This window comes from Haloactinopolyspora alba (assembly GCF_003014555.1).
Lineage (GTDB): Bacteria > Actinomycetota > Actinomycetes > Jiangellales > Jiangellaceae > Haloactinopolyspora > Haloactinopolyspora alba.
Window position 1 is genome coordinate 1 of sequence record NZ_PYGE01000025.1, and the last position, 23,343, is coordinate 23,343.

The window sequence follows — 23,343 nt, forward strand, 5'->3', positions numbered from 1 at the left end:
CCCGGACACCACGCCGCATCACGCTCCACCAACGAGGCCGGCAACGGCGCATCGGGCGCATCGACCCAGGCGTCGACGCCCCACCCGCCCGGACCACCGTCCGGCGCCTCGACCCCGTCACCCCAACCATCGATCATGCAACCCACGCTATCAGACACATGTTCGAATCACCATCGTCTTCTGGCTCACCCGAGCCCACGACGGTCCTCATCCGCACGCGACGTGGCCAGCAAGAACCGTTGCTGTCGTCCGCACACATCCAGCGGACGTCAACCGCAGTGGCGCGTCCGCTACCGCTGGGTTCGGCCGTGACGGGCGTAGTGCCTCGCCGCGCGGGCGGAACCCATGCCCGAGTCCCGTCCGCCGTTCCCGCCCTTCGACGAGGAATCCGCCCTGCAGAAGGTCCGAGCGGCTGAAGACGCCTGGAACACCCGCGACCCGCATCGCGTGGCTCTCGCGTACACACCCGACTCCGTGTGGCGCAACCGCGACACATTCGTCACCGGCCGGGACGAGATCGTCGACTTCCTCACTGCCAAGTGGGAACGCGAGCTTGATTACGTGCTGCGCAAGAGCCTGTGGGGGTTCCGTGGCCACCGCATCGCCGTCCGCTTCCAGTACGAGTCGCACGACCACGACGGCCTGTGGTGGCGCAGCTACGGGAACGAACTGTGGGAGTTCATCGAAACGGGCCTGATGAGCCGCCGCGAAGCCAGTATCAACGACCTCCGTATCAGCCAGAGCGAACGCCGGTTGTTCGGCCCGCGCACCGACGACGAGGACGACGACGTCCCACTCCGATGAACGCTCGGACGACCGTCACGTACGGTACCCAGGTGCGTGAACCCGACCACGACGAAACCGCCCGTCTGCAGGCGCGGACCCTGTTCGTCGTCGGCCCCGACGAGACGCTGGAGCGGGTCAACGACGTCGGCCGGCCCGCCGCGCCACGATGCTTCGTCTCGGTGACGTCCGGCGCCGTGCACTACTGGACGACGCCCGATCCGCCGGCAGCACTGACGAACGCCCTGCACGCGTGGCGAACCCGGGTACACCCGCCGCTGGACCTCGACGCTTTCACCGCACTGCCGGACGAGGTGGTGACCGCAGCCACCCCGTCGTCGGCTATCGGACCGAGCCTCTTCTCCGGTCCTGCCTACCGGTTCACACCCGAGTCCGCGCCGGCCGGCGAGCTTCCCGGCAACGTCCGTGTCGCCCAGTGCCCACCCAACTCCGCAGCCGTCCTACGCAGCGCTTTTCCCGAGCTCACGCCGATACTGACGCAGCGTGAGCCGGTGGTCGCGGCGTTCGACGGCGAACGGCCCGCCGCCGTGTGCTTCTCGTCGCGGACGGCGCCGGAGGCGTGTGAAGCCGGCGTCGAGACGCTGCCCGAGTACCGCGGCCGCGGATTGGCGACGGCGGTAACCGCGTACTGGGCGGAACTGGTGCGGGCCGGCGGACGCATTCCGCTCTACAGCACCTCGTGGTCGAACACGTCCTCGCAGGCCGTCGCCCGCCGCCTCGGCCTCGTCCGGTACGCCGCGACCCTGTCGCTCTACGCGCCCACGGAGCGGGTGTAACGGCTCAGCTATCGCCGCGGCGTCACCGATCAGCGCAGGCCGGACGTTCACGCCGTTCATCTCGCCGGACCTTACGCATAGACCGCCTCGGCCGACCATCGGCCCTGTTCGACGAGCAGCAGCCAGGCCCGGCCGTCGTCGGTGAGGACCTGCAGCCGGGCGAGACGGCGCCCTCGACGCGCGTCCCACCAGCGCTCCGACGCCGGCCACGGCCCGGTCCACCCGGTGACGTCCAGCTCGGTGCCGTCGCCGAGCACCAGACGCACAGGCGGCTCGGGCACCACGGACCGCCCGCTCACCACCACCGCGACTCCTGTCGTGTCGAGAAGGTCCACCGGCTCGGGCTCCGGATGGACGACCGACGGCGCCGGGTCGGGAACCCGCCCGGGCCACGGCCGCTGAACCTGGGACGCAGGCTCTGTCGAGTCTCCCCAGGGCACCCGGGCCACCTGCGCTGCCGGGCCACGCCCGCCGGACGGAACCGGCCGGGTCACCGCGGCATGACCGAGCATGACCTGCAGCCGATCGGCGACCCTGGCCACGGCGTCGTCGACCTCGTGCCGGCCCCACAGCGTCAGCTGCCTTCCGGTGTCGACGACGAGCTGGTCCGGCGCCAGCCGCAGGAACGTGAGCTCCGCGGCGAGCTCACCCGAGGTCCGCCAGGCGTTCAACTGCCAGCGGACCCGTTCGGCCACCGCCAACCCGGACAGCCTGCCGTCGTGGCGCCACAGCCTCGACCGGCTGCGCCCGTCGGCGGTGACCGCTTCGATCTCGACCCGGGTGCAGGCCAGCCCACGCGCGGCGAGATTGTCGTGCATCCGGTCGGCCAAGCTCTTGGCGGCGAACACCGCCGGCTCGGACTGCGCCGTCGGCGGGTCGAACTCGAACTCGGCGCCGAGGTCCTCGCCGGGCGCTCTGGTGGCAGGCGCCCGCGCCTGCCGGCCCCAGGCCAGCCGGTGCGCCGCCTCGCCGTCGGCGCCGAAGCGGGCCAGCACGTCCCGCCCGGGCAGCGCCGCGAGGTCGCCGAGCGTGCGCACCCCCAGCCGGACGAGCACGTCGGTCAACTCCGGCATCTCCAGCACCGCCACCGGGTGCGGCGCGAGGAACGCCGCGGTGGACGCCGACGGCACCACCCGAACCCCCTGCCCACCGTCGTCGCCGCAGCTCTCGTCCCACGCGCGCCGCGCGGCGAGATCGGCCGCGAACGTCCCGTCCGCCACTCCGACCGCGCAGGTGAACCCGGACTCGAGGACGGCGTCGCGGACCGTCGCCGCGACCGCGCCCTCGCCTCCGTAGTAACGCGCCGGCCCTCGAACCGGCACGGCCGCCAGCCCCGGACGGATCACCTCGACCCGCGGGCAGGCCTCCTCCATTGCCGCGACCACCAGCTCGAACGCGCGCGCCTGACCGTCCGGGTCGTCGTCGTGGACGGCGACGTCCGGGCAGTACCGCTGGGCGTCGCGAAGCCGCTGGCCGCGCCGCACACCGGCCGCCCGCGCCGCGGCCGAGCACGCCACCACCCGGCCCGACGCCACCACCACCGCCGCCTGCGCCGGATCGACACCGATGGCGATCAGCGGCCAGTCCGGACACCAGAGCACGAGCGCGCGGGCAAGCCCCATCTACGCCGCCCCCGCCGCTGTCCGCTCGCCGTCGACGGCGACGAGGTCCGCCGGACGTACCGACCCGTCCGGGCCGGGCAGCCACAGCCACGCGGACCGAGACCGACCACCTGCACCACGTCCCTCGGCCACGACCCGCACCCGCCGTCCGCGCAGGTGTCCGTGCCCCTGCCCCACCCCCGTCCACAGCGATGACTCGACCCGGAGGCGGGCCATGGCGCCCTCCCACGCACCGGCCACGACCAGGCAGGACCCGGACGTGCGCGCCAGCGCGGACAGCCGGCGCACCACCGGCGACGGCGCTCTGGCGGGCGGGCACACCAGGACGACGTCAACGGCACCCAGCAACGCCGCCACCACGTCCACCCAGCGCTCCCCCGGCTCGTCGATCAGCAGCATCCGCTCCGGATCGCAGCCCATGCCCGACGCCGCCGGCACCCCGAGGTCGGGCACGCCCACCACCGCACACCAGGACCCGGCCTGCGACGGCCCCGCCATCAGGGCGAGCGCGAGCGCGCCGACGCCGTCGACCGTCACCACCTGGCCACGACGGAGCCCGGGAAGCACCGGCCGCAACGCCGGCAACGCCGGAAGGGACGACTCTTCGAACCGCCGCACGTCCAGCCGGTCGGACACGTCCGCCAACGCCGCTTCGGCCTGCTCCAGCGATGGATCCCTCACCCGACTATGATCGAACGCACGTTCGATTCAGTCAAGGTGGAGTGAGCCGAACTCTCGTGCGGCTCGGCGCGGGTCGGCGCGGCTCGATCAGGCGGACGAGCTCAGCAGTCGAACACCGACCAGCAGATCTCGTTGCGCAACCGCTGATCGTCGAGCACGAGCTCGCGGATCGCCTCCGGGAGCTGGTCACGCTGCCACCGGCACTCGCGACGCCCCGCGGCCGCACCCTCGCCCGTCGGCGCGGCGGCACGGGCGGCCTTGATCGCATAGGCGGCAGCGCCAAGCTCGTGCGCGGCGACGTGCGCGACGGCCCCAGCCTGACCAGCGGCGTAGGCGGCGTGCCGGGCGGCCCCACGCAGATCTCTCGCCGCGCCCATGGCGTGACCGCCGGCCGCGCGGGCCTGCATCATCTTCACCTCGCCACGCACCCAGGCGCGAGCATGCTCGATCGCCTGCCGCGGCCGCGGGTCCTCGGGCCGAGCCGACTCGAAAAGATCCAGTACGTGCTCCGCGCACGACGCCGCCCACAGAGCGAGGAGATGGTGATCAGCATCGGTGAGGGTCCCACCGCGGCGGATCGTCACGAAGCGAGGGTCTCGCACTTTCGGGAGGATCATGGCGGGCCCCTTCGCCGACTCGTTGACAGCCGCCCGCCGAACGTACTCGGTGGGGCCGCCGTGAAACACTTCGATCACCGCGTGCCCTTCGGCGCACCCCGCTACTCGATCGGGAGGTCCTGACATGGCAAGCAAGTTCACCGAGATCGCGATCGACTGTGCCGACCCCGGCGGCCTCGCCCGGTTCTGGTGCTCGGTCCTCGACTACGAGGTGCACGGCGAGGACGAGGACGACGGGGCCGTCACGATCGGCTCCCCCATGGTCCCTGAAGGCAAGAACCGCCGTGGCCCGGTGCCACCGACGTTGACATTCGCACCCGTACCCGAGGGCAAGACCGTCAAGAACAGGCTCCACATCGACATCAACCCGACCGACCGGGAGCAGGACGAAGAGGTCCGCCGCCTGCTCGACCTGGGTGCCCGACACGCCGACGTCGGCCAGACGGGCGACGAGAGCTGGGTCGTGCTGGCCGACCCGGAGGGCAACGAGTTCTGCGTCCTTGCCGGCCGTCACCCCTGATCGCGGGCCGCACGCCGCACCGGACCGGGCCAAGCCTCACGGCGGCGCCGGAGCTGACGGCGGCGCCACGAAGATGCAGAACGGATGCCCGGCGGGGTCGGCGTAGACCCGCAACGGCTCCTCCGGATCGTCGAAACGGTCGAGCAGCATCCGCGCCCCGAGCGCCACGGCACGCTCGTGCTGATCTCGCAACCCGTCCGCCGTCGGCACCGTCAGGTCGAGGTGCAGCTGCTGAGGCACCGGCCCCTCGGGCCACGTCGCCTCCGGCAACTGGTTCACCTGCTGGAACGCCACACTCGGCCGACCGGAGGAGTCACGCAACACCAGCCAGTCGGCTCCCGCGGGGTCCGGCTCGCCCGGCCCCGGCGGTTCGTCCCCCGGCCGGTACCGCAGGCCCAGCAACTGGCGGTAGAACTCCGCCAGCGCCCGCGCGTCGGTGCAGTCCAGCACCACCTGCCGGAGTTCCGGGAACTCTGCTCCGTCCGGCACGCCGGCCACCTCCTCGATTCCGCTGCTCCGTTCTTGACCGACATCCTGACGGTCCCCACTGACAACCGAGGACGGTACCGCCGCCGCTACAGTCGACCCGTGGTTTCCGAGCGATCGATCTCTGCGTTGACCTACCCACCCGCCCCGCGCGGCGACGACGCCGACATCCTGCACGGGCACACCGTGCCGGATCCGTTCCGCACACTGGAGGATCCGGAGGCAGCGGCCACCCAGGCCTGGTCCCAGGCGCAGGACGTCCTGCTCAACGAGCACCGTGCCCGCTGGTCCTCCCGCGACCGGTTCCACGACCGGCTGGGTGAGCTGCTGCGCGCCGGCTCGGTCGGCACGCCGGTCTGGCGCGGGGACCGGGCCTTCCACACCCGGCGGCTGCCCGACCAGGAGCACGCGGTCCTGCTGACGATCGACCCCGACGGCACCGAACGCGTCCTCGTCGACCCCGTCGCCATCGACCCCGGCGGCACCACCACGCTCGACACCTGGCAGCCGTCCAAGGAGGGCGACCTGCTGGCGTACCAGCTCTCCGAAGGCGGCACCGAGGAGTCGTCGATCCGGGTGCTGGACGTCGCCACCGGCGAGATCGTCGACGGGCCCATCGACCGCATCCGGGTCTCGCCGCTGGCCTGGCTGCCCGGCGGCAAGGGCTTCTACTACGTCCGCCGCCAGCCACCGGGGTCGGTGCCGGAGGACGAACGGCAGTACCACCGCCGCGTCCGGCTGCACCGCCTGGGCACCGATCCGGAGGCCGACGTCGAGATCTTCGGTTCCGGCCGCGACAAGACCGACTTCTACGGGGTGTCGGTCAGCCACGACGGTCGTTGGCTGATCGTCACCGCCGCCCAGGGCACGTCACCGCGCAACGACGCATGGATCGCCGACCTCGAGGCGAGCCCGATCGACGAGCCCGCCCTGCGTCCGGTGGTCACCGGCCTCGACGCGCGCACCGCCCTGCGCATCGGCCGGGACGGCCGGCTCTACGTCAGCACCGACCTGGACGCTCCGCGCCGGCGGCTGGCCGTCACCGACCCCGCCACGCCCGCACCGGAGCACTGGCGCGACCTGCTGCCCGAGGACCCCACCGCCGTGTTCGACGGCTTCGCCCTGCTCGACGGCCCCGAGCTGGACCGTCCCGTCGTGCTCGCGGCCCGCACCCGGCACGCCGTCGCCGAACTGACCGCGCACGACCTCGCCACGGGCGCTGCCCTGCACACGATCGAGCTGCCCGGGCTCGGCAGCATCGGCGGGCTGTCCGAGCGCCCCGAGGGCGGGCACGAGTCGTGGTTCGGCTACACCGACCACACCACGCCGCCGGTCGTCCTGCATTACGACGCGCGCACCGGCGCCGTCAGCACCTGGGCCCGCAGCCCGGGCGCCGTCGACGTGCCCGCCGTGCGCTCCACCCAGGTCGCGTACCGCTCGAAGGACGGCACCGAGGTCCGGATGATCGTCATCTCACCGGCCGCGGAAACAGCGGACAGCACCGGCCCCCGGCCCACCGTCCTCTACGGCTACGGCGGCTTCGACATCTCGATGACCCCCGCGTACTCGGCGACGATCCTCGCCTGGGTCGAGTCCGGCGGAGTGTGGGCGGTCGCCAACCTCCGCGGCGGCTCCGAAGAGGGCGAGCAGTGGCACCGCGCGGGTATGCGCCAGAACAAGCAGAACGTGTTCGACGACTTCCACGCCGCCGCGGAGTACCTGGTCGAGCAGGGCTGGACCACGCACGAGCACCTGGCCGTGTCGGGGGGCTCGAACGGCGGGCTGCTGGTCGGCGCCGCGCTGACCCAGCGCCCCGAGCTCTACCGCGCCGTCGTGTGCTCGGCACCGCTGCTGGACATGGTCCGCTACGAGCGGTTCGGGCTGGGCCGGTTGTGGAGTGACGAGTACGGCACGGCCGACGACGTCACCGAGTTCGGCTGGCTGTACGGCTACTCCCCGTACCACCACGTCCACGGCGGGGTCACGTATCCGGCGGTGTTGTTCACCGTCTTCGACGGCGACACCCGCGTCGACCCGCTGCACGCCCGCAAGATGGCCGCGCTGCTGCAGGCGTCGACCGCCGGGGACTCCGAGACCCGCCCGGTGCTCGTCCGTGCCGAGGGCGACGTGGGGCACAGCGCCCGTGCCGTGTCACGGACCGTCGACCTCACCGCAGACCAGCTCGGTTTCCTCGCCGCCACGCTCGGTTCGGACCCGGCATGATCACCGCCGCCGACCGGTTCACCGCCGACTGGTGGCACGACGTGCTGCTCGACGTGCCGCTGCGGATCGTCGCGCTACTGGTCGTCGCGTTCGTCGTCCGGTACCTGCTGCACAAACTGATCAACCGGCTTGTCGCCCGCACCGTCGACCGCAGGCCGCCGCAGGAGGTCCTGGGCTCGACGCACGCGGCCCGGATCGTCTTCGGCAGCACCGGCGCGTACTCCGAGCGCCGGTCGTTGCGCGCGGAGACCATGGGCTCGGTCTTCAGGAGCAGCGTGACCGTGCTCATCGGCGTGATCGTCGTCGTGATGATCCTGGACATCCTGGGCTACTCGGTCGGCCCGCTGCTGGCGTCGGCCGGCATCGCCGGTGTGGCCCTGGGGTTCGGCGCCCAGAACCTGGTCAAGGACTTCCTGGCCGGTGCTGCCATGCTGCTGGAGGACCAGTACGGCATCGGAGACGTCGTCGACATGGGCGAGGCGTCCGGCGTGGTGGAAGCGGTCAGCCTCCGCGTGACGCGGCTGCGCGCCATCGACGGCACCGTCTGGTACGTCCGCAACGGCGAGGTCATGCGCCTGGGCAACTCCAGCCAGGACTGGGCGCGGGCGGTCGTCGACGTCGGCGTCGCCTACGAGTCCGACACCGCCCGGGTGCGGCGGCTGCTCGAGGAGATCGCCGTCGAGATGGCCGGCGAGGAGGTCTGGGCCGACCTCGTCCTGGAGGAGCCCGAAGTGTGGGGCGTGGAACAGCTGGCCGCCGACAGCATCGTCATCCGGCTGGTGGTCAAGACGCGCCCGCTCGAGCAGTGGAAGGTCGCGCGCGAGCTGCGCGAGCGGATCAAGCGCCGCTTCGACGCCGAGGGCGTCGAGATCCCGTTCCCGCAGCGTGCGTTGTGGATCAAGCAGGAGAGCCCGGACAGCGCCGCCGCGCCCAAGCCGCCCGCCGAGCAGTCGGAGGACACAGCGGACGAGCAGGTGCGCAAGGCCCTCCGCAACCCCGGGAAGGAGGCGGGCGGCGCCTGACCCCGGACCGACCTCGGGCGCTCAAGGTGGGCGGACTCAGGCGGTGGGGCGGCTGATGCCGGTCAGGGTTCGGACGGGCATCGGCGAGGTACGAGCCGCGGGCGGGACCGGTATCGGCCGGCCCACCGCCGGACCATCGACCTCAGGCCAGGGCCGCGTCCAGGGTGATGGTGGTGCCCTTCAGCGCCTGGCTGACCGGGCAGCCCTCCTTGGCCGCCTCGGCGGCCGCGACGAAGTCGTCGGCGGACATGCCCGGCACCACGCCGCGGACGGTGATCTTGATGCCGGTGATGCCCTCACCCGGCTGGAACGTCACGTCGGCGGAGGTGCCCAGCGACGTTGGCGGTGCACCCGCGTCGGCGAGCTGCTTCGACAGCGCCATCGAGAAGCAGGACGAGTGCGCCGCGGCGATGAGCTCCTCCGGCGACGTCTTGCCTCCGGGCTCCTCGGCCCGCGCCGGCCAGCTGACGTCGTAGGTGCCCAACGCGGACGAGTCGAGCGTGACGCGGCCGCTGCCCTCGAACAGCGATCCTTCCCAGCGGGTCGTGGCGGTACGGGTGGTAGCCATGAACAGTCCTCTCATGTACGGCATGCGCCAAGTTCCACGTGCACGCCCATCTTCTCGCGACGGGTCCGGCGCCCGTCCAGCGGCACCCGCACGTTTGCACGGCGCATGACGGCGCGGCGAGGATGGGCGGGTGAGCACCCGCCTGGACAACTTCTACGACGCCGTCGGCGGACACGAGACGTTCGCCCGCCTGGTCCACCGTTTCTACGAGGGCGTGGCCGAGGATCCGCTGCTGCGGCCGCTGTACCCGGAGGACGATCTCGGCCCCGCCGAGCAGCGCTTGCTGATGTTCCTCGAGCAGTACTGGGGCGGGCCCACCACCTACTCCGAGCAGCGCGGGCACCCGCGGCTGCGGATGCGCCACGCGCCGTTCGCCGTGAACCCCGCCGCCCGCGACCGCTGGCTGCACCACATGCGGGTGGCTCTCGACGAGCTGGACCTCCCGCCCGTCTACCGCGACACGTTGTGGGACTACCTCGAGCGGGCGGCGTACTCCATGGTCAACACGTTCGAGGAGTAACCCGCCGGGTCGATCCTGACCCTGCGTCGGTCACGGCGAAAGCCGCGGAGTACATTCCCGCGAAAGCCGCGAAACGTCGTGCCGCCCGCGAGCTCCTCGCCGGTGCGTGCCGCGCCGACGAGGAGAGGTCAGGTGTTCGGTAGCGCTCGTCTCGTCCGCCGCCGCGCCACCGGCCATCTCGGTGTGTCGCTGACGGCCGGCCTGACCGCGCTCGTGACCGCCGTGCTCCTGGTGTCGGCTGTGGTCCTGGCGCCGTCGGTGGCCGAGAGCGCGCTGGAACGCACACTCGACGACGCGGACGCGGCCGAGGCGAGCCTCGCCGGCAGCACCGGGCTGGACGGGCGCTGGACCGAGCTCGACGAGGACGTGCGCTCGGCCGCCGCGGACTCCGGTGTCGTCGGCGCGGTCACCGCGACGGTCATCGGCACCGCGTTCACCCTGCCCGGCACCGCCGACCGCACACGCGTCGCCGTGGGCTACGTCCAGGACGCCGGGTCGCGGGCGAGGCTCGACGCCGGCCGCTGGCCCGACGGCGGAGCGGCGGCCGCCGAGACGGTCGTGCACCGGGCGGCGGCCGACGAGCTCGGCCTCGAGCCGGGCGATGCGATCGAGGTGCGCCCGCTGACCGGCTCGGCCGGCCCGGTCCCGGTCACCGTCGTCGGCACCTACGAGCCCGACGCGCCGGGGCATCCGGTCTGGCGCGACTACGGCGCCGGCGTCCGCCCGGCCGGCGGCGACGGGTTCACCGTGCTCGGGCCGCTGCTGTTCGACCGCGACGACCTGCTGGACCGGGTGGTCGCGTCCTCGGCCACGGCGCAGTGGCTGCTGCCCCTGGACACCTCCGCGGTGACGCTGGGCAGCGCCGGGCACGCCGCGGACGCGTTGCGTGGGCTCACGTCGACGCTGTCGGACCTGCGCGCCGGTGAGGCGGGCCAGCAGATGGCCGTCACCGGCGACGTCGCCGCGCTGGTCGAGCGGGCGGACGACGCGGCCTCGTCGACGCGGGCGCTGCTGCTGGTGGTGGTCGCGATGCTCACCGTGCTGGGGGTCTGGGCGCTGGCGTTCACCGCGCGCCTGGTCGCGGTGCGCCGTGCCCCGGCGACGGCGCTGCTGCGGTCGCGCGGCGCGGGCGAGCGGACGGTGCTGCGCTGGTCGGCGCTCGGGACCGCGGTGCCCGCCGTCCTGGTGGCCGTGCTCGCGCCGCCGCTCGCGGACGCCGCGCTGGACGAGTCGGTGCTGACCGGCTCGGCGTGGGCGGTCTCCGTCGGCGTCGCGGCGCTCTGGCTGGTCATGATGGTCGCCGCCGACGTCCGGGCGGGGCGTTCCATGACCGGCGTGGTGGCCGACAGCTCCCGTCCGCGCCGCGCGGGCGCGCAGCGGGCCGGGCTCGACCTCGTGCTGCTGGCCCTCGGCGCGATCGCGCTGCAGCAACTGCGGCGCCCTCCGGAGGAGGCCTCCGAGGTGGTCCTGGTCGCGGCGCCCGCGCTGGTGGTGCTGGCCGGGGCCGTGGTGCTGATCCGCGCCCTGCCGTGGGTGGCCCGGGCGGCGGGCGCGGTGGGCAGCCGCCTCGCCGGCGCCGCCGCGATGCTGGGCGGGCAGGAGACCTCGCGGCGCACCACCCGGCACGTCGCCGCGAGCGTACTGGTCGTGCTGGCGGTGACCGTCAGCGTGTTCGCCGCCACGACCCAGTCGACCTGGGAGACGTTCCGCGTGGACGGGGCCGAGGTCAGCGAGCCGGCCGACGTGCGCGTCACCACCGATGGCGCCGGCGGTGAATCTCCGGACGAGAATCGCATGCTGCGGCTGCCGGGTGTCGAGCAGGCGATGCCGGTGGTGCGGACCGAGGTCCGCACCACCGGCGACGTCACCGTGGACGTCGTCGGCGTCGACCCGCGGCGCGCGGGCACGACAGCGCGCTGGGACGCGCGGCTGGCCGGCGGACCGGCCGGGTCCAAGCTGGAACTGCTCGGCGTCGGTGACGACGGCACCGTGCCCGCGCTGGTCACCTCCGGCCTCGCCGAACGGTTCGGCCTGTCCACCGGCGACGCCACCGACATCGACCTCGGCGGGCCGGGACGGACGACGGTACGGGTCGCCGGCATCGTCGACGCGGTCCCCGGCACGACCGCCCCGAACGCGATGCTCACCGACGGTGCCGCGCTCGCCTCCGCACTGGACCGGCAGCGCCCCGACGAGTGGTGGCTCGCCACCACCGACGACGGCCGGGACGCCGCGACGGCTGCCGCGGACCTGCCCGGGGTCGTGGACACGGCCACCCACGCCGGGGCACGGCGGTTGGCCCTGAACGATCCGTCATCGGCCGGCGTGGGCACCGGGCTCACCGCCGGCCTGGGGTTCGCCGCCGTCTTCGTGCTCATCGGCGTCGTCGTGCACGCGCTGACGTCGTTCCGCGCCCGTGCCGGCGAGTACGCGGTACTGCGCGCCATCGGGCTCGACCGCCGCGGTGTCGCCGGGACGGTCGCGGTCGAGCACGCCGTGCTGCTCGGTTTCTCTACCGTCACCGGTCTGGGGCTCGGGCTGGTCGTGGCCTGGCTGGTGGTCCCGCACGCGGTCGGCGGGCTGGCCGGGCTGGCGCGGTCCTCTACGGTCCCGCCGCTGCACCTGGACGTCCCGTGGCCGATTGTCGGCGCGCTCGCCGCGGCGGTGGTGGCGCTGACGGTCGCGCTGATCGCCGTGCAGACCGCGCTGACCAGGCGCCTCGACGTCGCCGCGGTGCTGCGGGAAGGAGGCGGCGGGTGAGCGTCTGGACGCTGCTGCGGCGCTCGCTGCTGACCCACCGGCGGGCCGCGGTCGTGCTCGCACTGGTGGTCGCTGTCGGCGCAGCCCTCGGCGCGGGTGCGCCGCGCTGGATCGACGAGCGACTCGACCGGACCCTGCGCGACACCGTCGCGGAGTCCGGCTCGACGGCACGCGTGTCCGCCCGTGACACCGTCACCGCCACGCCGGACTCCCTCGACGCGCGGATCGCCTCCCTGCGCTCGTCCGCCGGCGCCGAGCTCGGTGACCTGCTTGGCGCCGGACGCTGGTCGGTGCACAGCACCGCGCGGTACTTCGTGACCCAGAACGGCGCCGTGGTCGACGACGGGCTGCGGCCGCGCCGTCTGGACGTCCGCTTCCCCGACGAGCTGACCGAGAAGGTCCGGGTCGTCGAGGGCTCGCCGCCGTCGGGCGTCACCGAGCAGGAAGGGTCGAGCGTCGTCGACGTGGTCGCCACCCGCCCGGTCGCCGAGGCACTCGAGCTCCAGATCGGGGACGTCGTCACGGTCGAGCGACGTCCGGTGACCGGTATCGCCGAGCCGCCCGACGCCGCGTCGGTTCAGCGCCCGGCGGTCCGGCTGACCGGGCTGATCGAGCCGGCGGATCCGGACGACCCGTTCTGGGCCGACGCGCGCACCGCGGCCGAACCGGATCTCGGCGAGCCGGGCGCGCAGCCGCGTATCACCACCGGGACGCTGCTGAGCGGTCCGGAACTGATGCAACCGTGGATCGCCGCGACCGGCGAGTCCGTCGACGCCGAGTGGCACGTCGCCATCGAGGCCGCCGCGGCCGACGCGTCGGAGCTCGACGCCGTCACCTCGCAGCTGCGGCGGCTGTCCTCGGCCACCATGTGGTCCAGCGGGCTGACCGACGTGCTCGCCGGCTACCCGGCGAAGCGCTCCGCCGCCGAGGGCGTCGTCGGCTTCGGGATCGTCTCGCTTGCCGCGCTGTGCCTGGCGCTGACCCTGCTGGCGGTGCGCTACCTGGCCGAACGGCGCGCCGACGAGATCGCGCTGGCCCGGACCCGCGGAGCCGGCCGAGGCGCCCTGGCGCGTCTGCTGGCGCTCGACGCCGCCGTCGTCGCGGTGCCCGCGGCGGGCTTGGCCGCCGTCGCCGCCGTCGCCACCGTCGCCGGTGACGGCGGGACGCTCAGCGTGCTGCTGGCCGCCGCACCCGCCGCCGTCGCCACCGTCGCGCTGCCGCTCGCCGGGCTCCGTGCCGCGAGCCGCTCCCCCATCGCCTCGCCGGGCTCCGCCGCGCGAGCGGACACCGCGGCCGTCCGGCCGACGCCGCGCCGGCTCGTCGCGGAGGCCGCCGCCGTGGTCGTCGCCGGGCTGGCGCTGTGGCTCGCCGGCACCCGCCGGCCCGACGCCGGTGCCGATCCGGTCGTGTCGCTCACGCCGATCCTGCTCGCCGCGGCGACCGGCCTGGTGATCTTCCGGGTGGTTCCGTACCTGCTGGCCGCCGTCCTGCCGATGCTGCGCCGCGGTGACGCGGCCACGCCGTTCCTCGCGGTCACCCGCGCCGCGCGCGCTCCCGCGCATGCGGTCCTGCCGGTCATCGCGCTGCTCGTCGCCATCGGCGTGGCCACCTTCGGCGGGACGGTGCAGGCCAGCGTGGAGCAGGCACGGCAGGCCGCGTCGTGGAACGAGGTCACCGGCGACGCGGTCGCCGAGTCCGACGTGATCCGGGTGGATCCCGAGCGCATCGACGACATTCCCGGCGCCGACAGCGTCGCCACCGGGAACGTGTTCACCGCCCAGCGGCCGATCAACCTCGAGAACGGGCGCGCCGCCGGCGTCGACATCCTGGCCGTCGACGTCGCCGCCTGGGACGACGTCGTCGCCGCCTCGCCGGAACGGCCCGAGGTACTCGAGGCGATGCGACGATCCACGGACTCCGGCGCGCCGGCGGCGGTGCTGAAGGGCAGCATCGACGTCGTCGGCGCCGGCGACCGCCTCGACGTCACGCTCGGCGACAGCACCACCACCGTCGAGGTGGTCGAGACGTTCCAGGACGTGCCCGGCGCGACCTCCGGCACCACCCTGGTGGTGCCGATGGCGCCGGTGGCCGAGGCGATGCCCCCGTGGCCGAGCGTCGTCTACGTCAGCGGCGACGTCACGGCCGCCGGCGTCGCCCGCGCGCTGGAGATCGAGCCGGGCGTGGTCTCGACCCGGGCGGACGCGCTCACCTCGCTCTACGGCGACAGCGTCCTGAACGCCGTGCTGACCGTGTTCCAGGTCGTCACCGCGGTCAGCGCGGTGCTGGCCGCCGCGGCCGCCGTCCTCGGCCTGGCCATCGGCGAACGCGCCCGCCTGCACGGGCTGTCGGTGCTGCGCACCCTCGGGCTGACGACGCGGCAGTCGGCCGCGCTCACGGCCGCCGAGGTGGTGCCGGTGTCGGTCGTCGCCGCGCTCGCCGGCATCGGCGTGGGCACCGGGACCGGTCTCGTCATCGCCGGCGCACTCGATCTGCCGGCGCTGTCCGGCGCGTTGACCGGTGACGCCCCCGCCGTCGCGAACCTGCCACAGGCGGCCGGCACCGCCGCGGCCGTGCTCGGGGTCGTCCTGCTCGCCGTGCTCGGTGCGGTCGTCGCCGTGCGGCGTGCCGGTCTCGGCGCCACCGTCCAGGCGGGAGAATCGACATGACGGCAACGGAGGCGAGCATGACCAGCCTGTCCGACGGATACGACATCAGCTGCGACAACCTGGTCCGGATCTACCAGACCGAAGGCGTCGAGGTGGTGGCGCTGCAGGGGCTCGACCTCCTCGTCGAGCCCGGCGAACTGCTGGCCGTCGTCGGCGCCTCCGGCTCCGGCAAGTCGACGCTGCTGAACATCCTCTCCGGCAACGACGTGCCCACCGCCGGGCGCGCTCTGGTCGCCGGGCACGACCTGCTGGAGATGTCCGGGCGGGACCGCGCGGCGTACCGCCGCGACGTCGCGGGGTTCGTCTGGCAGCAGACCGCACGCGGCCTGATGCCGTTCCTGACCGCGGCCGAGAACGTCGAACTGCCACTGCTGATCGCGGGGACGCCACGGTCGCAGCGCAGCGCACGAGCCGGCGAGCTGCTGGAGCTGCTCGGCATCGCCGACTGCCGTGATCGGCGCCCGGGCGAGCTGTCCGGCGGTCAGCAGCAGCGCTGCGCCGTCGCCGTGGCCGTGGCCAACCGGCCGCGGGTGCTGTTCGCCGACGAGCCCACCGGCGAGCTGGACTCCGCCACCGGCGACGAGGTCTTCGCCGCGCTGCGCCGCACCAACGCCGAGCTCGGCACGACCGTGGTCATCGTCACCCATGATCCGGACGTGGCCGGGCACGTCGACCGCACCGTCGCGATCCGCGACGGGCGCACCTCCAGCGAGGTGCGGCGCCGCACCGAGCTGACCGCCGAGGGCCACGAGCGGATCGTGGCCGAGGAGTACGCCGTGCTCGACCGTGCCGGCCGGGTGCAGATCCCGCGCGAGTTCGTCGACCAGCTGGGGCTGCGCGACCGCGTCCGGCTCGAGCTGGAACCCGACCACGTCGGCATGTGGCCGTCCGGGCAGGAGGATGAACGCCGATGAGTCCACTGGTCACCGTCGATGACGTGGTCCGCACGTTCCGCCGCGGGCCGAGCACCGTGCACGCCCTCGGCGGAGTGTCGCTGTCGCTCGTGCCGGGTGAGCTCGTCGCGCTGGTGGGCCGCTCCGGCTCCGGAAAGACGACACTGCTCAACGTCGTCGGCGGGCTGGACCGCCCGGACGGCGGCGAGGTCACCATCGACGGCGAGAAACTCGGATCGATGGACGACGCCGGCCTGCAGCGCCTGCGCCGCGGACGCGTCGGCTTCGTGTTCCAGTCCTTCGGCCTGCTGCCGTTCCTGTCCGCCCGCGAGAACATCGGGGTGCCGCTGCGCATGCTGCGCACGCCCGCTACCGAGCGCGACCGCCGGGTCGACGAGCTGTTGCACGTCGTCGGCCTCGAGCCGCACGCCGAGCAGCGCCCCGGTGAGCTCTCCGGCGGGCAGCAGCAGCGGGTGGCCATCGCCCGCGCCCTCGCTCCGCGCCCCGGGCTGCTGCTGGCCGACGAGCCCACCGGCCAGCTCGACTCGGAGACCGGCCAGACCGTCGTCGGCCTGCTGCGCGACCTGGTGCACGACGCGTCCAGCGCCGCCCTCGTCGCCACCCACGACGAGACGCTGGTGTCCTACGCCGACCGGGTGCTGCACCTGCACGACGGCCGCATCGAGGCGGCCCCGCAGGACTAACCGGCCACCGGCGGCACCGCGCCGCGCTCGACGACGCCACGGACGAACGCCGCCTGGCCCACGTGCTGGGCGTCCTCGTTCGCCACGCTCACCAGCCGGGCGCCGAGGGTCACGACCGGCGTCCAGGACTCGTCCACCACCCGGTCCAGGTCGGCGTCGGCGAGCCGCTCGAGATACGACACCGTCCGCGCGTACGCCGCGTCGTGGTACCCGGTCAGCACATCCCCGGAGTCCACCCGCACCGCCGCGACGTCGTCACTGCCGTGTCCGAAGCCGGTGTCGAGCGGGTCGAACGGCAGCCCGAAGAAGTCGACCCAGCCCTCGGCGATCCAGGCCTGCCGGGTACCGGCCACGTCGGCCACGTGGTCGTCCTGAATCCGTGTCAGGTGCCACACCAGCCAGGCGATCGAGTTCGCCTGGCTGTCCAGCCGCACCGTCAGTTGCTCCGGAGACAGCCCGCCGACGGCGGAGTGGACGTTCTGCCGCACCCGGTCGAAGGCGTCGATCAGCACCTCGGAACTTCTCACCTGAACGTCTCCTGTCAGTCGGGTCGCCTATGCACGGTGACTACCCTCGCTCTCGTGCAGTCGAACACATCGTGCCCCGGCCTGCATCCCCTGCACGACATGTACCTCGACGCGTTCGAGGGTCGCTTCCCGCCGGCCGACGGCGCCGTGACCGTGCTCGGCCCGCCGGGTGACGGGCTGGAGTGCTCGGTCGCGTTCACCGGGCACGCCGTCGTGGCCACCGCGCTGCCGCCGGACGAGGTGGTGACGGCCGACGAGCCGGGCGCGGCCGGCCCGGACGGGTACGGCGGCTCGATGGCGCCGGACTTCCTGCGGCGCCTCGCCGGCCCCGACGGGTGGGTCGGCGTGATCGACCTGACGCTCGTCGCGCCCGGCCGCGGCGAGCCGTCCCTGCCGCGCCGCACCGACGCCGACGGGCACGACCGGGTGCGCCGTGCACGGGCGCTGCGCCGCAACGTGGACGTCTACGGCGACGACCGCGGCCTGTTGACGCTGGCCGACGGGCTCGCCGGACGCCGCGAGATCAGCATCGAGACCGAACCCGGCGGTGACGGACGTGGCCGGTCGCTGCTGACCGCCGCACTCGGGCACGTCCCCGCCGGGGAGCCGGTGTTCGCCGCCGTCAGCCCGGGCAACGCACGGTCGCTGCGGGCGTTCCTGGCGGCCGGGTTCGTCCCGGTGGGCAGCGAGGTGCTGCTGCGTCCCGGCCGCCGTTGACGACGACGCCACCCACGGTGACTTACAGTGGTGTCCCGTGACTCAGGCTTCCCGCGACTGGTGGCGCGACGCGATCATCTACCAGGTCTACATCCGCTCGTTCGCCGACGGCAACGGCGACGGTGAAGGGGACATCGCCGGTCTCCGTGACCGGCTGCCCTACCTGCGCGACCTCGGCGTCGACGCGCTGTGGATCAATCCCTGGTACCCGTCCCCGCTGAACGACGGCGGCTACGACGTCGCCGACTTCCGCGACATCGACCCCCGTTTCGGTGACCTCACCCAGGCCAAGGCGCTGCTGGACGAGGCGCACGGACTCGGGCTGCGGATCCTGCTGGACATCGTCCCCAACCACAGCTCGTGGGAGCACGCGTGGTTCAAGGAGGCGCTGGCCGCGCCGCCCGGATCCCCGGAACGGGCGCGCTACATCTTCCGCGACGGCACCGGCCCGAACGGCGACCAGCCGCCCAACAACTGGCGCAGCGTCTTCGGCGGTCCCGCCTGGGAACGCGTCACCGAACCCGACGGGTCACCCGGCCAGTGGTACTTCCACATCTTCGACGTCTCCCAGCCGGACTTCGACTGGTCCAACCCGGAGGTCCGCGCGGAGTTCCTGGACGTGCTCCGGTTCTGGTTCGACCTCGGCGTCGACGGCTTCCGCATCGACGTCGCGCACGGGATGGTCAAGGACATGACCATGCCGGACCTGCCGTACGACGAGTCCGGGCTGCTGGACCGGCCCAGCATCGCCGACCACCCGTTCTTCGACCGCGAGGGCGTGCACGAGATCTACCGGGGCTGGCGTGAGCTCGCCGACTCCTACGACCCGCCCCGGCTCTACGTCGCCGAGGCGTGGGTGCACCCGCCGGAACGGCTGGCCCGCTACCTGCGCGACGACGAGCTGCACAGCGCGTTCAACTTCGACTACCTCAAGTCGGCGTGGGACGCGCAGGACCTGCGCCGCTCGATCGACGAGTCGATCACCGTGCTCGCGTCCGTCGGCGCGCCGGCCACCTGGGTGCTCGAGAACCACGACGTCGAACGGGTGGTGACCCGCTACGGGCGGGGCGCCACCGCCGCCGGCGACGGCAGCGCACGGACCGCCACCGGCCCGGTCGACGAACAGCTCGGGCTGCGGCGCGCGCGTGCCGCAGCGCTGCTGATGCTGGCGCTGCCCGGCGGCGCGTACATCTACCAGGGCCAGGAGCTCGGCCTGCCGGAGGTCCTCGACCTGCCCGAGGACTCCCTGCAGGACCCCGTGTGGGAGCGCTCCGGGCACACCGAACGTGGCCGGGACGGCTGCCGGGTGCCGCTGCCGTGGACCGTGGACGGCCCGTCGTCCGGGTTCGGGGCCGACGGCTCGTGGCTGCCGCAGCCGGCAGGCTGGGGCGCACGCTCGGTCGAGGCGGCCGATGCCGACCAGGCGTCGCTGCTGCATCTCTACCGCGCGGCGCTGCGGACCCGTCGCGAGGTGGTGCCCGCGGCCGAGCCGTTGAGCTGGATCGAGGGGGTCGGCTCCGACGTGGTCGCGTTCCGGCGCGGCTCCGGGTTCGCGTGCGTCGTCAACCTCGGCGCCGAGCCGGCGGTGCTGCCCGAGCACCGTTCGATCCTGCTCACCAGCGCCGAGCTGACCGACGACGGCCGCCTGCCCGGTGACGCCGCCGCCTGGCTCGCACTCTGACTCTCGATCCTCGGTCCAGCTGAGAGACGACGGACAGGATCGCGACTCGCTTTTGCAGGAGGATGACACGGGAGACAACTGTTGACCACCGTGTCAACTCCCGCAAACGACGACCGTCCGCTGTGTGCAGCCGCACAGAACCAGCAACCCGCGCCCGGACAGGCGGCGCGAGATCTCGTCAACGCCCCGAGTGACCTGCCACCGCCCCGAGTGCCCTACAGCGCGAACAGGGCGGGGCCGCTGCGGGCCAGGACGGCGCCGTTGGGGGCGTCGAAGCGCCACCACGCGCCCGCCTCGCGGAGTACGACCTCACTGTCGTCCGCGCCGGGCATGAAGCCGTACGACGAGGCGGCGTGCGCCAGCCGCAGCGGAACACCGGCGGCGAGCTCGCGGTCCCAGATCTCAGTCGCCAGGCCCTCGAGCGCGGCCCGGCCCGCTCGCGGCGACGAACCGTCCGCGACCTCGCCGGCGCGGGACTTGAACTCCTCGATGCCTTCGTCGACGCGGGCCACTACCGCGTCGGTAGGCAGCCGTTGCAGCTCGGTCCACCCGGTGCGCGGCGGAAGGCTGCTGGCCCACCGCAGCGCGGGCAACGGCGGCGGCAGTTCCAGGACGCCGCCGGCTCCCACGGCCCGGGCCGCGAGCGTCCCCGCCTCCACCACCACGTCGATCTCGGCAGGCTCGGCCAGGGCCACCGCTCGCAGGGCCAGAGCATCGAACGGCGTCTCGGCGAAACAGCCGACGACGGCGCCGTACGACACGATGCGCACCACCGCGTCCGGCTCGAACGACGACACCCGGCGGGCGAACGTCGCCAGATCGGCAGCGGCGCCCGTTTGCGCCGGGACCAGGGACGTCACGCGGCCTCCTCGACGAAGCGCTCTAGTGTGGCGCGCTCGTCGTCGCTGATCGGGCGCGGGCTCCCTGCGCTCACGTCGTAGGCCACGAGTGAGCCGGTGGCGCGGGCGAACAGCGTGGTCGCGTCGCTGACCTCGTAGGCCAGGTCGAACGACGACGTGCCGATGCGGGTCACCCAGACGTGCACCTGCAGCGGTTCGGAGCGGAACGGCACCGGCGCCAGATAGTCGATGGACTGGTGCACGACGACCGAGCCCTGGTGCGGGGCGTCGCCGTAGGCCAGATGACGGTAGGCGAAGTCGACCCGCGCCTCCTGCAGGTATTCGGCGAACGTGACGTTGTTGACGTGCCCGAACGCGTCGAGGTCGTCGAAGCGGACCGAGCACTCGTAGGTGTGCCTCACGCGGCTGACCTCCCCGGCAACGGTCCGTCGGTCTCGAGAAACGACTCCAGCACCAGCCGCTCCTCGTCGCTGACCCGGCGCGGGCGGGCGTCCTCGAGGTCGTACGGCACCAGGACGGTCGAGGCCACCGCGTAGACCACCCGCTCGCCGTCGCCGTTCACGTCCAGCACCTCGTAGCCCAGCGTGAACGATGCGTTGCCGATGGCGCTCACCCACGTCTCCACCCGCACCGCACCGGCACGAAACTGCAGCGGCGCGCGGTAGCCGACCTCGTGCCGGGCGACCACCACGCCTTCGGCCAGCTGCTCGGCGCCGTGACGCGGTGCGTGCACGAAGAGCATGTCCACGCGCGCCTCCTGCAGGTAGCGCAGGTAGACGACGTTGTTGACGTGGGCGAACGCATCCATGTCCGCCCAGCGGAGGGGGACGTGCGTGACGTGTCGAGGCACGCTCCCCATCCTGCCGCACGCCGGAACGGCACACCCCGGCGGCCCGCTCGGGCGGGCGCCGGGGCCGCACCGTCGCGTCAGTCGCGGCTGAGCTTGCGGTAGGTCACGCGGTGCGGGCGAGCCGCCTCGACACCGAGCCGCTCCACCTTGTTCTTCTCGTAGGCCTCGAAGTTCCCCTCGAACCAGAACCACTTGGCCGGGTCCTCGTCGTCGCCTTCCCACGCCAGGATGTGCGTGGCGACGCGGTCGAGGAACCACCGGTCGTGCGAGGTGATGACCGCACAGCCGGGGAACTCGAGCAGGGCGTTCTCGAGCGACTGCAGCGTGTCGACGTCGAGGTCGTTGGTCGGCTCGTCCAGCAGGATCAGGTTGCCGCCCTGCTTGAGCGTCAGCGCGAGGTTGAGCCGGTTGCGCTCGCCGCCGGACAGCACGCCGGCCGGCTTCTGCTGGTCCGGTCCCTTGAACCCGAACGCCGCGACGTAGGCCCGGCTGGGCATCTCGACCTGGCCGACCTTGATGTGGTCGAGCTCTTCGGAGACGACCTGCCAGACGTTCTTGTCCGGGTCGATCCCGGCCCGGGTCTGGTCGACGTACGACAGCCGGACCGTGTCGCCGATGCGCAGGTTTCCCTCGTCCGGGCTGTCCGCGCCCACGATCATGCGGAACAGCGTCGTCTTACCGACGCCGTTCGGACCGATGACGCCGACGATGCCGTTCTTCGGCAACGTGAACGACAGGTCGCGCATCAGCGTGCGGTCGTCGAAGCCCTTGGTGACGCCCTGTGCGTCGACCACCAGGTTCCCCAGCCGGGGGCCCGGCGGAATCTGGATCTCCTCGAAGTCGAGCTTGCGCGTCTTCTCCGCCTCGGTGGCCATCTCCTCGTACCGGTCGAGACGAGCACGCTGTTTGGTCTGGCGCCCCTTTGCGTTGGACCGCACCCACTCGAGTTCTTCCTTGAGGCGCCGCTGGCGCTTGATGTCCTTCTGCCCCTCGACCTTGAGACGCGTCTGCTTGGTCTCGAGGTACGTCGAGTAGTTGCCCTCGTAGCCGTGCACCCGGCCACGGTCGACCTCGGCGATCCACTGTGCGACGTGGTCGAGGAAGTACCGGTCGTGGGTGACGGCGATGACCGCGCCCGGGTAACGCTCGAGGTGCTGCTCGAGCCACAGCACGCTCTCGGCGTCCAGGTGGTTGGTGGGCTCGTCCAGCAACAGCAGATCCGGCTGCTCGAGCAGCAGCTTGCACAGCGCCACCCGCCGGCGCTCGCCACCGGAGAGGGTCGTCACGTCCGCGTCCGGTGGCGGGCACCGCAGCGCGTCCATCGCCTGGTCGAGCTGGGAGTCCAGCTCCCACGCGTTGCGGTGGTCGAGCTTCTCCTGCAGCTTGCCCATCTCTTCGAGCAGCTCGTCGGAGTAGTCCACCGCCATCTTCTCGGCGATCTCGTTGAACCGGGCGAGCATCGTCATGGTCTCGGCAACGCCCTCCTGGACGTTGCCGAGGACCGTCTTGTCCTCGTTCAGCGGCGGTTCCTGCGCGAGATAGCCGACCGTGGCCCCGGGCGCCAGCTGCGCCTCGCCGTTCGACGGCTGATCCTCGCCCGCCATGATCTTGAGAATGCTCGACTTACCGGCACCGTTGGGCCCGACGACGCCGATCTTCGCTCCGGGGAGGAAGTACAACGTGACGTCGTCGAGGATGACCTTGTCGCCGTGGGCCTTGCGCGCCTTGCGCATGGAGTAAATGAATTCCGCCATAACGCTCCCAAGCTTAAGGCCTCCAGGGGGTGAGCGACGACCGATACCACCCGGCGGTGGCGCAGAGACCGCGTCGCTGCCCTGCGCCACCG

22 protein-coding genes are annotated in these 23,343 nt (G+C 72.9%); 12 read left to right on the forward strand and 10 right to left on the reverse strand.

Annotated elements, in window-relative coordinates; genetic code table 11:
- Positions 1 to 345 precede the first annotated feature (345 nt).
- Together CLV30_RS22845 and CLV30_RS22850 are read left to right on the forward strand one after the other, a co-directional pair.
- Positions 346 to 804 (forward strand): nuclear transport factor 2 family protein, encoded by a 459-nt coding sequence (locus CLV30_RS22845; RefSeq protein ID WP_106539560.1) that lies wholly within the window; start codon positions 346 to 348, stop codon positions 802 to 804.
- Between the two features lie 32 nt (positions 805 to 836).
- A complete protein-coding gene (locus CLV30_RS22850) occupies positions 837 to 1,580 on the forward strand; it encodes a GNAT family N-acetyltransferase (protein WP_165358725.1) in 744 nt (247 codons plus the stop codon).
- 71 nt (positions 1,581 to 1,651) lie between these two features.
- Here the strand turns inward: CLV30_RS22850 and CLV30_RS22855 are convergent, their stop codons facing one another.
- The 3 genes from CLV30_RS22855 to CLV30_RS22865 form a co-directional block, all read right to left on the reverse strand.
- Positions 1,652 to 3,202 carry a DNA polymerase Y family protein gene (locus CLV30_RS22855; protein ID WP_106539562.1) on the reverse strand — a complete coding sequence of 517 codons (1,551 nt, stop codon included), beginning with the start codon at positions 3,200 to 3,202 and terminating at the stop codon, positions 1,652 to 1,654.
- Positions 3,203 to 3,883 carry a hypothetical protein gene (locus CLV30_RS26120; RefSeq protein WP_205741061.1) on the reverse strand — a complete coding sequence of 227 codons (681 nt, stop codon included), beginning with the start codon at positions 3,881 to 3,883 and terminating at the stop codon, positions 3,203 to 3,205. It abuts the gene before it with no gap.
- Between the two features lie 101 nt (positions 3,884 to 3,984).
- Positions 3,985 to 4,500, reverse strand: coding sequence for a putative immunity protein (locus tag CLV30_RS22865; protein ID WP_106539633.1), 516 nt, complete (start codon positions 4,498 to 4,500; stop codon positions 3,985 to 3,987).
- Between the two features lie 124 nt (positions 4,501 to 4,624).
- On the opposite strand from CLV30_RS22865, the gene CLV30_RS22870 reads away from it, so the two are divergent.
- On the forward strand, positions 4,625 to 5,020 hold the full coding sequence (locus tag CLV30_RS22870; RefSeq protein ID WP_106539564.1) for a VOC family protein: 396 nt from the start codon (positions 4,625 to 4,627) through the stop codon (positions 5,018 to 5,020).
- 36 nt (positions 5,021 to 5,056) lie between these two features.
- On the opposite strand, the gene CLV30_RS22875 is transcribed toward CLV30_RS22870, so the two are convergent.
- Positions 5,057 to 5,509: a VOC family protein gene (locus CLV30_RS22875; RefSeq protein ID WP_106539634.1), complete on the reverse strand. Its 453-nt coding sequence runs from the start codon at positions 5,507 to 5,509 to the stop codon at positions 5,057 to 5,059.
- 99 nt (positions 5,510 to 5,608) lie between these two features.
- Here CLV30_RS22875 and CLV30_RS22880 point away from each other — a divergent pair, with 99 nt between their 5' ends.
- Positions 5,609 to 7,729, forward strand: a complete 2,121-nt coding sequence (locus CLV30_RS22880; RefSeq protein WP_205741063.1) for a prolyl oligopeptidase family serine peptidase — start codon at positions 5,609 to 5,611, stop codon at positions 7,727 to 7,729.
- A complete protein-coding gene (locus tag CLV30_RS22885; RefSeq protein WP_106539565.1) occupies positions 7,726 to 8,751 on the forward strand; it encodes a mechanosensitive ion channel family protein in 1,026 nt (341 codons plus the stop codon). The genes CLV30_RS22880 and CLV30_RS22885 overlap by 4 nt, the downstream gene beginning before the upstream one ends.
- A gap of 142 nt (positions 8,752 to 8,893) precedes the next feature.
- Here CLV30_RS22885 and CLV30_RS22890 read toward each other — a convergent pair whose 3' ends face one another.
- Positions 8,894 to 9,319: an OsmC family protein gene (locus CLV30_RS22890; protein WP_106539566.1), complete on the reverse strand. Its 426-nt coding sequence runs from the start codon at positions 9,317 to 9,319 to the stop codon at positions 8,894 to 8,896.
- Positions 9,320 to 9,449: 130 nt separating this feature from the next.
- On the opposite strand from CLV30_RS22890, the gene CLV30_RS22895 reads away from it, so the two are divergent.
- The 5 genes from CLV30_RS22895 to CLV30_RS22915 all read left to right on the forward strand — a co-directional run bounded on the left by CLV30_RS22895 (position 9,450) and on the right by CLV30_RS22915 (position 16,862).
- Entirely contained in the window at positions 9,450 to 9,839 is a 390-nt protein-coding gene (locus tag CLV30_RS22895; RefSeq protein ID WP_106539567.1) for a globin, read from the forward strand.
- A 132-nt stretch (positions 9,840 to 9,971) separates the two neighbouring features.
- A complete protein-coding gene (locus CLV30_RS22900) occupies positions 9,972 to 12,599 on the forward strand; it encodes an FtsX-like permease family protein (RefSeq protein WP_106539568.1) in 2,628 nt (875 codons plus the stop codon).
- Entirely contained in the window at positions 12,596 to 15,265 is a 2,670-nt protein-coding gene (locus CLV30_RS22905) for an FtsX-like permease family protein (protein ID WP_106539569.1), read from the forward strand. Before CLV30_RS22900 ends, CLV30_RS22905 begins: the two co-directional genes overlap by 4 nt.
- The gene (locus CLV30_RS22910) at positions 15,262 to 16,179 is read left to right on the forward strand and encodes an ATP-binding cassette domain-containing protein (RefSeq protein ID WP_106539570.1); all 918 of its coding nucleotides are present in this window, start codon (positions 15,262 to 15,264) and stop codon (positions 16,177 to 16,179) included. The genes CLV30_RS22905 and CLV30_RS22910 overlap by 4 nt, the downstream gene beginning before the upstream one ends.
- Positions 16,176 to 16,862: an ABC transporter ATP-binding protein gene (locus CLV30_RS22915; protein WP_106539571.1), complete on the forward strand. Its 687-nt coding sequence runs from the start codon at positions 16,176 to 16,178 to the stop codon at positions 16,860 to 16,862. The genes CLV30_RS22910 and CLV30_RS22915 overlap by 4 nt, the downstream gene beginning before the upstream one ends.
- Here CLV30_RS22915 and CLV30_RS22920 read toward each other — a convergent pair.
- The gene (locus CLV30_RS22920; protein ID WP_106539572.1) at positions 16,859 to 17,389 is read right to left on the reverse strand and encodes a mycothiol transferase; all 531 of its coding nucleotides are present in this window, start codon (positions 17,387 to 17,389) and stop codon (positions 16,859 to 16,861) included. The two genes, CLV30_RS22915 and CLV30_RS22920, sit on opposite strands and share 4 nt — an antisense overlap.
- A 54-nt stretch (positions 17,390 to 17,443) precedes the next feature.
- Here CLV30_RS22920 and CLV30_RS22925 point away from each other — a divergent pair, with 54 nt between their 5' ends.
- Together CLV30_RS22925 and CLV30_RS22930 are read left to right on the forward strand one after the other, a co-directional pair.
- Positions 17,444 to 18,106, forward strand: a complete 663-nt coding sequence (locus tag CLV30_RS22925) for a hypothetical protein (RefSeq protein ID WP_205741064.1) — start codon at positions 17,444 to 17,446, stop codon at positions 18,104 to 18,106.
- Positions 18,107 to 18,143: 37 nt separating this feature from the next.
- A complete protein-coding gene (locus tag CLV30_RS22930) occupies positions 18,144 to 19,787 on the forward strand; it encodes a glycoside hydrolase family 13 protein (RefSeq protein WP_106539574.1) in 1,644 nt (547 codons plus the stop codon).
- A gap of 215 nt (positions 19,788 to 20,002) precedes the next feature.
- Here the strand turns inward: CLV30_RS22930 and CLV30_RS22935 are convergent, their stop codons facing one another.
- The 4 genes from CLV30_RS22935 to ettA all read right to left on the reverse strand — a co-directional run bounded on the left by CLV30_RS22935 (position 20,003) and on the right by ettA (position 23,251).
- Positions 20,003 to 20,647: a DUF8185 domain-containing protein gene (locus tag CLV30_RS22935; RefSeq protein WP_106539575.1), complete on the reverse strand. Its 645-nt coding sequence runs from the start codon at positions 20,645 to 20,647 to the stop codon at positions 20,003 to 20,005.
- Positions 20,644 to 21,048: an acyl-CoA thioesterase gene (locus CLV30_RS22940; RefSeq protein ID WP_106539576.1), complete on the reverse strand. Its 405-nt coding sequence runs from the start codon at positions 21,046 to 21,048 to the stop codon at positions 20,644 to 20,646. The genes CLV30_RS22935 and CLV30_RS22940 overlap by 4 nt, the downstream gene beginning before the upstream one ends.
- On the reverse strand, positions 21,045 to 21,497 hold the full coding sequence (locus tag CLV30_RS22945) for an acyl-CoA thioesterase (RefSeq protein ID WP_106539577.1): 453 nt from the start codon (positions 21,495 to 21,497) through the stop codon (positions 21,045 to 21,047). The genes CLV30_RS22940 and CLV30_RS22945 overlap by 4 nt, the downstream gene beginning before the upstream one ends.
- Before the next feature lie 77 nt (positions 21,498 to 21,574).
- Positions 21,575 to 23,251, reverse strand: a complete 1,677-nt coding sequence (gene ettA, locus CLV30_RS22950; RefSeq protein ID WP_106539578.1) for an energy-dependent translational throttle protein EttA — start codon at positions 23,249 to 23,251, stop codon at positions 21,575 to 21,577.
- Positions 23,252 to 23,343 lie beyond the last annotated feature (92 nt).